Raw genomic sequence first — 10,474 nt, forward strand, 5'->3', positions numbered from 1 at the left:
CACCAGGGGTCGGCTCAGACGAGGCGGGTGGCCAGTACGACGACGTCGTGCACGAAAGCCGGGAGCCCGCCGGGACCGATGATGCTTCGGGGGACTCCTCTGCAGTGTCAATGCGCCAGCCCGCGGGGTTGAGTCGGTCCGTGATGTCCGCCAGGGTGACCGTCGCTTCGGCGGGAGGCTCTTCAACGTGGTTGTGGCCCTACTCCGCGCCGCCATCATGCCTGTGCCCGGACGTTCCACATGCTGCAGGTGCCCGACGATCAGGAGCGTGCCACCGGGCGCGACCCAGGCGTGTCCCGGCGTGTCCCCGGCCTGTCGCCGGATGCCCGGATGCCCGGATTGCCGATGCGGCCGTCGAGCCGGTCTATGCCAGATGCCTACTGACTAGTCAGTTTCCGGAAGGATACTCAGCCATGGATTCGAAAACCCGCTCCGTTGCGTCTTCGAGAGGATCGAACTATACTGACTAGTCGGTACAAAAAGTGCCGACGAGAGAGGAATGACGTGCAGACGACACTGGTAGCGGATGACCTGACCGTGAGTCACAAAAGAGGCGTGGTCTACGGCCCGGTGAGTTTCAAAGCCGACGATGGCCTGACAGTGATCTGCGGTCCGGCGGGCAGCGGCCGCACCAGCCTGCTGCTCACCCTTGCCGGCCGGATGAAGCCCAGTTCCGGCACGCTTTCCGTGCTGGGCGAGGAGCTGCCACGGCACGCCCGCCGCATTCAGCGCAGCACCGGAGTCTCTGGGTTCCACGGCATCGACACCCTCGAGGAGTCGGTCAGCGTGGGCGCGGCCATCCGCGAGCGCCACGCCTGGCTTGCACCGTGGTGGGCCTTCATCCGCGCCGTCGACGATGCCGAGGTCAACCGCGTCTGCGGCCCCATTTTCGGCGATATCCCGATTCCGGCCGCAAGCACCATGATCTGGGATCTCGACGAGGTCGAAATGGTGCTGTTGCGTGCCTCACTGGCCATGATGAGCCAGCCCAGCATTCTTTTCTTCGACCAGGTGGAACAGGTGCACTCTGCCGACGCTCGCTGGCAGCTCTGGGAGCGGCTCGGCGCCATTGTGGCCGCCGGCACCCCCGTGGTGGCCTCGGCCACCGCACCCGACTTTGAAATGTGGGCGGACCTGGGTATCAACCCGTCTGTCCAGTACATGAACCAGGAGATCCGCTAGATGTTCGCCTTCCTCTCAACCGGCACCGAGCTGCGCCGCTTCGGTAAGGGCACGCTGCCCAAGATCGCGCTTGTCGTTTTGATGTTCATCCCCCTGATCTACGGCGCCCTCTATCTCTGGGCGTTCTGGGCACCCGACAAGGAGCTCAGCCACCTCCCCGTCGCCCTGGTCAACTCCGACACCGGCGCCTCGCGCGACGGCAAAGCTGTCACCGCCGGCGATGACCTGGTCAACAAGCTCATCGACGGCAACGATCTGGGTTGGGTCGAAACCACTGCGGCCGACGCCGCAGCCGGGGTCAACAACGGCGATTATTACTTCTCCGTCACCATCCCCGCCGATTTCTCCACGGATGCTATCTCTGCCGGCACCGACACCCCCACCCCGGCTGAAGTGCAGGTCGACTACAACGACAGCAACAGCTTCCTGGCCTCCACCATGGGCAAGCAGGCCATGGTTCAGCTGCGTGAAGCAGTCGCCCTGAACATCGGCGACCAGACCGTCAACGCAATGCTCGTGGCCGTGAACGAAGCCGGTGACGGCATCCGCAGCGCCGCAGAGGGCGCGGGTACCCTTGCCGACGGCCTCACGACAGCCAAGACCGGCACCGGCACGCTCGTCGACGGGCTGGGCGAGCTGTCCAGTGGGGCAGTGGCTCTCGACGACGGGGCGGCTAAGTTGGCCGACGGTTCGTCCACACTGGCCACCGGAATCGGAACGCTCTCCAACGGCGCCAGCACCCTCTCCAGCTCATCCGTACAACTGGCGGATGGCGCTCAGCAGGTCTCCGGAGGCACCCAGCAGGTGTCAGATGGAATGGCCGCTGCCGCCGCAGGGGCAGCCACCCTTGCGGGCTCGTCTGACCAACTTGCTGCCGGGGCCGCCAGCATTTCCTCCGGCACCGAACAGCTCGCTGCGGGAACGGCATCACTCTCGGGGGGCCTGAGCGACCTCGCGGCCGCCATGGCTGCTGCGCCGCCCGGAACCCCGGCGTCGGCCTTCCTGCCCTCCGTGACGAAGCTCTCCGACGGTGCGCTCACGCTCGACACCAAGACCCAGGGCGCGGCAGGCCAGACTGCCAGCTATGCCGCCTCAAGCGGCCAATTCGCTGCCGGCCTCACCACGCTCTCGGATGCCCTCACGGCCGGTGCCCCCGGTGCCGCCAAGGTCGCCTCCGGTGCCTCCGATGTCGCCGCCGGAGCCAGCGCGCTCTCCGCCGGAGCGGGCCAACTCGCCAGCGGAGCAGCCACGGCCGCAACCGGAGCGAACACCCTCGCAGACGGCAGCTCGGCCCTGTCCGCCGGGACCGGCTCGCTCGTGGAGGGCAGCAACCAACTCGTCGACGGCGGTACCACCCTTCAGGACGGTACTGTGCAGCTCGCCGACGGCAGCCGCACTCTCGCCGATGCCCTCCACGACGGTGCGGCAGCCGCACCGGACGACAATGACGCGCAGATCGCCGCCAAGGCCTCGGTCATCTCTAACCCGGTCGACCTCAAGCAGACCTGGGAGAATGCCTCCAGCAGCTTCGGTGAGGGCTTCGCTCCGTTCTTCATCGCCCTGGCCACCTTCGTTGGTGCGCTGATCACGTGGCTGATCCTTCGGGCTCTGCCCACCCGGGCACTGGCGAGCGCCGCCTCCGGTCTGCGTGCCACCATGACGGGTTTCCTTCCTGCCATGGCGATCGGCCTCAGCCAGGTCGTGATCATGGTTCTGGTGCTCGTTTACGGCATCGGCCTCACCCCGGCGCACTGGCTGGGTATGTCGGCGTTCATCTACCTCACGACTCTGGCGTTCCTGGCGCTGCAGCAGATGTTCATCGTCCTGTTCGGCACCGCGGCCGGCCGCGTGGTCAGTCTGGTGCTGCTGATGCTGCAGCTGAGCTCCTCAGGCGGCACCTATCCGGTGGAGACGACCCCGGTCTTCTTCCAGGTCATGCACCCGTGGATGCCCGCCTCATACGTGGTCTCCGGACTGCGGCAGCTCATCACGGGCGGGATCGACACTAGACTGTGGCTTTCCGTGCTCGTGCTTGTGGGCATCCTGGTTGGCTCCATCGCCATCAGCGCCTGGAGTGCGTCCCGTCAGCGGATGTGGACCATCACCCGGCTGCACCCCGAGTTGTCCATCTAGGCTTTGGGCCCGTAGCAACACCGACGAAAGGACTGGCAATGCCCCGCGCGACAGGAACGAAACGGGCCATTCTGGATGCCGCGCTTGAACTGGCCGCCACCCGGGGTATCACCGGAACCACGATGGACGACGTCGCCGAGCGCGCCGGTGTGGCCAAAGGCAGCCTGTATTACAACTTCAGCTCCAAGGACAAGCTCTTCGAGGCTCTGTTGCAGGAGGGGGTCGGCGCGCTCGCCGACGCCCTCCAGGCGGCGCGGACCGGCCTGCACGGCCGTGCCGCCCTGGAGGCGTTGATCATCGTGCTGCTCGATCGCATCGAGGCCAATGCCGGTCTGGCCAAGCTCATGGCGGCCGAGATCTTCCGGACCGACCGGGCCTGGCAGAAGACCCTGTTCGCTCTCCGGCACGACGCACTCGCGGTCTTCGCCGCGGCGATCGCCGAGTCCCGGCCGGCTACTTCGGCGGCCGGCACGAGCAGCCTGATGGCGTCGAGCGTCTTCGGGGCTGTGCTGATGGCGGGCCTGGAGTGGCTCGTCTTCGAGCCGGAGCGCCACCGCGACGAGGTGTCAGCCACCATCCTGGAGTCGCTCTCCGGTGGCCTGCTCGCCTGATCCCCTTAGTCGCCGGGGCCCCGACCGGTGCGGCAGTATCGAGTGGGACCGGCGCAAATCTCCTAGACCGGCAGTCCATGACCTTCGTGGACGGCCACCTGCACCCGGGGGACAACGCCGGCATCGGCGTCGAATTCAAGCTTTGCCGATTCGGCTCAGTGAATGAGTTCCCGCGTCATCCCGAACGGCACCTGGTCCGAGAGTGCCGCGGTGTAGTGGCCGGGCCGGTGGCGCGTGATCAGGATTCCGTGGGTTCCGGTGATCATGGCGAGCTGCTGGAGTCCGCGCACGGCGTCGTTGAGCCGTTCGTCCAGAACGTCCCGGTTGTCGACCTGGATCTCAATGGAGTCGGTAAAGGTGGTCATCGCACTGTCTTTCTTGGAGTACTTCTAGTCGGCCCCAATGGATTCAGGAACAGTAGCGTCTCATTTATGGGCGGGTCAAATCACCGCGGGACGTCATATGGACCAAGAATTCGGTCGGGGCGTAGCGAACGCCGTTTACCTGCAGCTCGATCATATGAGGGCCTGCGTGGTGCACCCTGGTGGTCATCTGGCGGAAGGCATGACGCTTCGAGAACTTCCGCGTCTCGCCCGGGCTGAGGACGGGTGTAGCGAGCTTGAAAACCTTCTCGGCAAGGCTGCCGTTTGCCTTGGCAAAGTGCACCGCATAATCGACGGCGAGACGCGCCTCCGCGGAGCCGTTGTTGGTGATCTCAAACTCAAAGCCCAGTTCGCCGGGAAGCTCGACGTCGGTGCGGTCCAGCCGGGGAGGTGTGACGGCAAGCCGGGCGGGCGCAAACCCGAGCAGGGCCAAAGCGCCCGGGTGAGCCTTTTTGAGCAGGGTGCGCAGCCCGTGCCGGACTACCCGGGGCGTGGTGGGGTCCGGTGCGGCCAGCCAGCCGGCCGCGGTGGCCACCACCAGGTCCGGGGCGTGACGGGAGAGGTCGTTGAGGTGGTTCGCCACCGAGCGCCGCACATCTTCTTCGGGGTCCCGGTACAAGGCGTCAAGGATCGGCAGGGTGGCGGCGGGCCGGGCGGCGATTTCGGGTACCCGGATCGCCCACGGCAGATAGGGCCGGGTGCCCTCGCTCGCGAGCCGACGGACGTGCCAGTCGGAGTGCGACGTCCAGCCCTGGATGGCCTCCAGCGCACGGTCCAGGTCTGCGGCAAGGAGACGCCGGATCGCGAACTCACCCGTGAGCCGTGGCGTCAGCTCGGTGAGAAGCAGCAGGCAGTCCCCGAAGGCGACCGAGGCAGGGGACGCGAGCGCCAGCGTAACGGCGGTTTCCGAGACCGGCCAGATCATCCAGCCGGTGAATTCCGGCTGGTCCAGGGCCCGACGGAAGACGGCGGCCGCCGTCGAGTAGTCCTGCGGAAGATCCGCCAGCAGGGCTTCGCTCACGAGGTCCGTGCGTTGCCGCAGGCTTAGCCCGTCCAGCCGGCCGGCGGCCCCTGCCAGATGGAACCAGTCGCGGCCCGGTGCCACCGCGGCCAGGCTCCTGCCCAGCGAGCCGACGACGGCCGGGTTGATCAGTTCATTCATGGCGCCCATCTGTTCAGGCTACCGGTGCCCGGCCTGCGCCGGGGGTGCTGGACAGGAAGCCAAAGTGGCGGAACCGCGGTAATCTTCACCGAGCACGTTAGAACACGGCACAGAGACGGAACAGGGAACATGGCTGAACAAGAAACCGGGAAATCGCCCGGCTGGTGGCGGGTCTTCCACGACAAGTTCGTGGTGGAGGAGCGCTTCATGAGCCAGGATGCACGGCGGAACCTGTACCGGACCGCCGTCGGGCTCGTGATCCTTGGCACGGTGCTTTTTCTCGTCATCCTGGCCGGGGTCCTCCAGCACGGCGGCCTCACCGCCGTCGACGAACCCGTCCGGTCCTGGCTCCTGACGCAGCGCTCCGAGCCGCTGACGACGGTCATGATCATTCTTGCGATCGTTTTCGGGCCCGTCGCCCTACCCGTGATCGTCCTCGTGGTCACCGTGGCCTGGGGGCTGCTGGCCAAGCACGCCTGGCGTCCGATGCTGCTCGCCGGGGCCATGCTGACCGGCGTCATCCTGGCGCAGCTCATCGGCCGTTCCGTGGGCCGCCAGCGCCCGCCCGTGGACCTCATGCTCTTCGGGGCCGACTCCACATTTTCCTTCCCCTCCGGGCATGTTCTTGGCGCCTGCGACTTCCTCCTCGTGACCACGTTCCTGGTCTTCTCGCGCCGGAAAAATCCGTGGGCCGCCGCAGCAGGATTCGCGGTGGCAGGCGTGGGGATCTTCTTCGCCGCAGTCAGCCGGCTTTATCTCGGTTATCACTGGACCACCGACGCCTCCGCCTCGCTGTCGATCTCCTTCGTGGTGCTGGGTGGCGTGATCGCCCTCGACACCTGGCGGACGGCCCGGATTCCGGGGGAGCGCGTAACCGGGACGCTGTCGAAGGCCCACACGGGAGCCGACTAGCTTTAGGGTGCCGCCGGTGCCACAGTGACTCATGGCTACCGAAGATGACGTCCGACTCGCTGCTCTGGCACTTCCGGGCGTGACGGAACGTCCTAGCTGGGGCCGGCCCGCCTGGTTTGCCGCCACGCTGATGGCGCGAATCTGGGACGATGGCGTCCTCACCGTCAAGTCCGGGGAACGGGAAGCGCTGGCCGGAACCGACCCGGAAACTTACTTCTGGACCCCGCACCACGAACGTTCCCCGCTGCTGGTTCTTGTGCGGCTGGAGCGCATCGACACCGAGGAACTCGGTGAACTGCTGGCGGAGGCATACCTACTGGCCGGCGGCACGCACCGGTAGACGGTCACGCCACGCCGGCCCAGTCCGTGGCGTGGCGGCCACGCGGGGGCCTAAAATCATTCAACTGACTGTAACTGCATAGGGGAACGCCGCCGATGAACACTCCCGCCAAGGCCTTGGCCGCCATGGTTCCGCCACGCTTCACCCTGGGCGTTGCCACCTCCGCCTTCCAGATCGAAGGGGCGCTGGATGAAGACGGACGAGGGCCCTCCGGGTGGGACGTCTTCGCCGCGAAGCCTGGCTCGATCGTCGAGGAGCACAGCCCGGCCGTCTCCAGCGACCACTACCACCGGATGCCCGAGGACGTGGCGCTGATGAAGGAGCTGGGGATCGATTCCTACCGGTTTTCGCTGTCCTGGTCGCGCATCCAGCCAGGCGGCAGCGGCCCGGTCAACCCCGCGGGACTGGATTTCTACGACCGGCTGATCGATCTCCTGCTGGCCAACGGCATCGCGCCAATGGCCACCCTGTACCACTGGGATACCCCCTTGGCGCTCGATGAAGCGGGTGGCTGGATGAACCGGGACACGGCCTATAGGCTCGGGGAATTCGCCGCGATCGCCGCCGACGCCTACGGCGACCGGGTGGCCCGCTGGGTCACGGTCAACGAACCTGCCACGGTCACCACCAACGGCTACCTCTTCGGCCTGCATGCGCCCGGCAAGCAGCTCATGCTCAAGGGCCTGCCGTCAGTTCACAATCAACTGCTGGGCCACGGATTGGCGATGCAGGCGCTGCGTGCGGCGAACGTGCCCGGCGGGATTGGCATCACGAACGTCTATTCACCCATGGTGCCCGCCTCCCGGAATCCGCTGGACAAGGTCAGCGCGTCCCTCATGGACACGTTCCAGAACCGGCTCTACGCGGACCCGGTGCTGCTGGGAAAGTACCCGGACGTTATCCGGGCGGCCACCGTCCTTTCCTCGGACTTCAACCCGTCCAGCGAGGACATGAAGCTGATCTCGCAGCCGCTGGACTTCTACGGGCTGAACTATTACATGCCGACTCGGGTTGCGTCCGGCCCCGGCACGGGCGCCGTTCCGGAGGGCATGGCCGAAGCGATGGGGGATGACCTCAGCGGGAGCGCCCCGGGGGCGCCGTTTCACATCGCAGCGTTCCCGGACACACAAACGACGGCGTACGGCTGGCCGATCAAGCCGGAGTACATGGCCGTGGCCCTGGGGGAAATGGCCGAGCGATATCCGGGCCTGCCACCGGTCTTTATCACCGAGGGCGGAGCCAGCTTCGCGGACGTTGAGATCCGGGACGCGGCCTCGGGCCGGCTGATCATCCCGGACGAGAGGCGCGTGCAGTACCTCGCGGACCACATCAGAACTGCCATCGAAGCAACGTCTCCGGGGGGTGCCGCCGAGTCGATCGATCTGCGGGGATACTACGTGTGGTCCCTCATAGACAACTTCGAGTGGTCCGGCGGCTACAAGCAGAAGTTCGGGCTGGTGCACCTGGACCACAACACCCTCGAGCGCACGCCCAAGGCATCGTTCTACTGGCTCCAGGAGCTGCTCGCGGCCCGGGACAGGGACTCCGTTCCCGAGGCTCCTGGCGCCGACCGCAGCTCACCCGCGGGCAGCTAGCACTCGTGCGCTAAAGGAGCGCGAGGTCCTGGAGTCCCTTGGCGAGGCCGGCGCCGTCGGGGGAGTAGATCCACGGCACAGCGGAGTCGGCGTGGTCTCCGGATTCCGAGTGCCCGCCGGCCAGCACGGCTTCGCTGGCCGAGAGTTGCCGGATCCCAATCGCGGCCACACCGTCCCCGTGACGCTGCGCGAACGTGGAGTAAATCTCCTCGTCGTGCTGTCCGTTGTCGCCAAAAAGCAGCCAGCGCATGTTCGGGAACTCCTCCGCCAGCAGCTCAAGGTTCCGGCGCTTGTGCTCCTGGCCGCTGCGGAACCAGCGGTCCTGCGTCAGCCCCCAGTCGGTGAGCAACAGGGCTCCGGAAGGGTACATATTGCGGCTCAGGAAGCGGGCGAGGGTGGGCGCCGCGTTCCACGGCCCGGTGGACAAATAGACCACGGGAGCCTCAGGGTATTTCGTCATCAGCCGGTCCATCAGCACCGCCATGCCGGGCGTCGCCATCCTCGCCCGCTCGTTCAACACGAAGGTGTTCCACAGCGCCAGGAAGGGACGGGGAACGGCCGTGACCATCACAGTGTCGTCGATATCGGAGACAATGCCGAGCCTGGTCTCCGGGGAGATCACGAAGATGGCAGCCTTCGCAGGCTCCGTATCTTCGGCCCGCAGAACGGCGGTGTGCCAGCCGGGACTGAGGGCCACGGGCACCACGGTGTCCACTATTCCGCCTCGGTCGGCCCGGACAAGGGTGGTGACGCCGCCGATCTCGATCTCCACGTCGGTGTATTGGATCGGCACTGAGGTGAAAGCCCGCCAACCGCGGATATTTTGGGTGCCGTTCTGCGCTGCGTGATCGGCCCGGCTCCCGGGAACCTGCCGCGTGGTGAGCAGGACCCGGCCCAGCACGCGCACCCATTCGGTGGATCCGTAGCCCTGGTAGGCGATGGTCTGCGGCACGAAGTTCCGGCGCCTGGCGGCCTTCAGGCGGAGCCGGTTGACCGTGTCCGCGACCCAGTGGGCCACCCGGAAGGCACGGTTGCCGGAGACCGGCTGCTGACGGGGAGGTTGCTGCGACGCCAGTTCCATGCCTCCACTCTGCCACAGGGGTGACCCGCCTCCGGACCGTAGCCAGGGCGCGCGGTAGCCGTGCCCCGGCGTGGTCCCAGGCCTTCCCCCGCTGCTGTGCGGTCACCGGCAGCGGCGGCAGCCCGGTGTGCCGCTCCGGCGTCCCCTGGACCGCTAGTCCCCGACAAACTGGTGTGGCACTGTAGGTCCCATGGCCCGCATCGAGGATTATGCAATGGTCGGTGACCTGCACACCGCCGCGCTGATCAGTACCGAAGGTTCCATCGACTGGCTGTGCCTGCCCCGCTTCGACTCGCCGGCCTGCTTCAACGCACTGCTGGACACTCCGGCCGCCGGACGCTGGCTGCTGGCGCCGGCAGGAGGGGGCGTAAGTACCCGGCGGCATTACCGCAAGGGCACGCTCATCCTGGAAACGGAATGGGAGACGTCCACCGGCAAGGTCAAGGTCATCGACTTCATGACGCCACGCGACCTTGTGGCCGATATCGTGCGGATCGTCGTGGGGCTAAGCGGCACCGTCAGGATGCGTGGCGAGCTGACGCTGCGCTTCGACTACGGCCACATCGTTCCCTGGGTCCGCCACGACGAGCACGGGATCCATGCGGTCGCCGGACCCGACGCGGCCTACCTCGTCACGGAGGCGCCGCTGCGCGGCGAGCGTCTGCACACCATCAGCGAGTTCACCGTGAAGGCCGGGGAACGGGTGCCCTTCGTCTTGACCTGGACCCCCAGCCATCTGGGCCGCCCCCGTTCTGTGGATCCCGAAGAAGTGCTGTCCAGCACCGAGGCCTTCTGGCGGGGCTGGTCCTCGAAGTGCAAGATCACCGGACCCTACCGTGACGCCGTCCGGCGCTCGCTGATTACGCTCAAGGCCTTGACGTTTGCGCCCACCGGCGGGATTGTGGCGGCGGCAACCACTTCCCTGCCGGAAGAACTAGGCGGTTCCCGTAATTGGGACTACCGGTATTGCTGGCTTCGCGACGCAACGCTGACCCTGCAAGCGCTGCTCGCCGTGGGGTACACGGAGGAGGCCGGAGCGTGGCGGGACTGGCTGCTGCGGGCCGTCGCCGGGGAC

Annotated in this window: 10 protein-coding genes; 7 read left to right on the top strand and 3 right to left on the bottom strand. The window is 66.8% G+C overall.

Features of this window, described 5'->3' with window-relative positions:
- The first annotated feature begins 504 nt into the window (after positions 1-504).
- From BJG92_RS05400 to BJG92_RS05410, 3 genes are read left to right on the top strand one after another with little or no spacing between them, the layout of a single operon-like run.
- Entirely contained in the window at positions 505-1,182 is a 678-nt protein-coding gene (locus BJG92_RS05400; protein WP_232083000.1) for an ATP-binding cassette domain-containing protein, read from the top strand.
- A complete protein-coding gene (locus BJG92_RS05405) occupies positions 1,183-3,315 on the top strand; it encodes a YhgE/Pip domain-containing protein (protein ID WP_232083001.1) in 2,133 nt (710 codons plus the stop codon).
- A gap of 38 nt (positions 3,316-3,353) precedes the next feature.
- On the top strand, positions 3,354-3,926 hold the full coding sequence (locus BJG92_RS05410; protein ID WP_232083002.1) for a TetR/AcrR family transcriptional regulator: 573 nt from the start codon (positions 3,354-3,356) through the stop codon (positions 3,924-3,926).
- A gap of 155 nt (positions 3,927-4,081) precedes the next feature.
- Here BJG92_RS05410 and BJG92_RS05415 read toward each other — a convergent pair whose 3' ends face one another.
- Positions 4,082-4,291, bottom strand: a complete 210-nt coding sequence (locus BJG92_RS05415) for a hypothetical protein (RefSeq protein WP_232083003.1) — start codon at positions 4,289-4,291, stop codon at positions 4,082-4,084.
- A gap of 64 nt (positions 4,292-4,355) precedes the next feature.
- Complete coding sequence (locus BJG92_RS05420; protein ID WP_232083004.1) at positions 4,356-5,480, bottom strand: DNA alkylation repair protein; 1,125 nt, start codon at positions 5,478-5,480, stop codon at positions 4,356-4,358.
- Between the two features lie 120 nt (positions 5,481-5,600).
- On the opposite strand from BJG92_RS05420, the gene BJG92_RS05425 reads away from it, so the two are divergent.
- The 3 genes from BJG92_RS05425 (at position 5,601) to BJG92_RS05435 (ending at position 8,318) form a co-directional block, all read left to right on the top strand.
- Entirely contained in the window at positions 5,601-6,383 is a 783-nt protein-coding gene (locus BJG92_RS05425; RefSeq protein WP_232083005.1) for a phosphatase PAP2 family protein, read from the top strand.
- A 31-nt stretch (positions 6,384-6,414) separates the two neighbouring features.
- On the top strand, positions 6,415-6,723 hold the full coding sequence (locus BJG92_RS05430) for an MmcQ/YjbR family DNA-binding protein (RefSeq protein WP_232083006.1): 309 nt from the start codon (positions 6,415-6,417) through the stop codon (positions 6,721-6,723).
- Positions 6,724-6,818: 95 nt separating this feature from the next.
- Entirely contained in the window at positions 6,819-8,318 is a 1,500-nt protein-coding gene (locus BJG92_RS05435) for a glycoside hydrolase family 1 protein (protein ID WP_232083007.1), read from the top strand.
- A gap of 10 nt (positions 8,319-8,328) precedes the next feature.
- Here the strand turns inward: BJG92_RS05435 and BJG92_RS05440 are convergent, their stop codons facing one another.
- Positions 8,329-9,399, bottom strand: coding sequence for an App1 family protein (locus tag BJG92_RS05440; RefSeq protein WP_232083008.1), 1,071 nt, complete (start codon positions 9,397-9,399; stop codon positions 8,329-8,331).
- Positions 9,400-9,589: 190 nt separating this feature from the next.
- Between BJG92_RS05440 and BJG92_RS05445 the strand changes: the two genes are divergently transcribed.
- Positions 9,590-10,474 (top strand): glycoside hydrolase family 15 protein (locus BJG92_RS05445; protein WP_232083009.1); only part of this gene is annotated, 885 nt, incomplete at its 3' end.

The sequence above is a fragment of the Arthrobacter sp. SO5 genome (assembly GCF_020532805.1).
Taxonomy (GTDB): Bacteria; Actinomycetota; Actinomycetes; order Actinomycetales; family Micrococcaceae; genus Arthrobacter.

Excerpts from the sequence above, each read along its gene's own strand:
- BJG92_RS05405 (WP_232083001.1), top strand. The coding sequence starts at position 1,183 with ATGTTCGCCTTCCTCTCAACCGGCACCGAGCTGCGCCGCTTCGGTAAG.
- BJG92_RS05410 (WP_232083002.1), top strand. The coding sequence starts at position 3,354 with ATGCCCCGCGCGACAGGAACGAAACGGGCCATTCTGGATGCCGCGCTT.
- BJG92_RS05415 (WP_232083003.1), bottom strand. The coding sequence starts at position 4,291 with ATGACCACCTTTACCGACTCCATTGAGATCCAGGTCGACAACCGGGAC.
- BJG92_RS05420 (WP_232083004.1), bottom strand. The coding sequence starts at position 5,480 with ATGGGCGCCATGAATGAACTGATCAACCCGGCCGTCGTCGGCTCGCTG.
- BJG92_RS05425 (WP_232083005.1), top strand. The coding sequence starts at position 5,601 with ATGGCTGAACAAGAAACCGGGAAATCGCCCGGCTGGTGGCGGGTCTTC.
- BJG92_RS05430 (WP_232083006.1), top strand. The coding sequence starts at position 6,415 with ATGGCTACCGAAGATGACGTCCGACTCGCTGCTCTGGCACTTCCGGGC.
- BJG92_RS05435 (WP_232083007.1), top strand. The coding sequence starts at position 6,819 with ATGAACACTCCCGCCAAGGCCTTGGCCGCCATGGTTCCGCCACGCTTC.
- BJG92_RS05440 (WP_232083008.1), bottom strand. The coding sequence starts at position 9,399 with ATGGAACTGGCGTCGCAGCAACCTCCCCGTCAGCAGCCGGTCTCCGGC.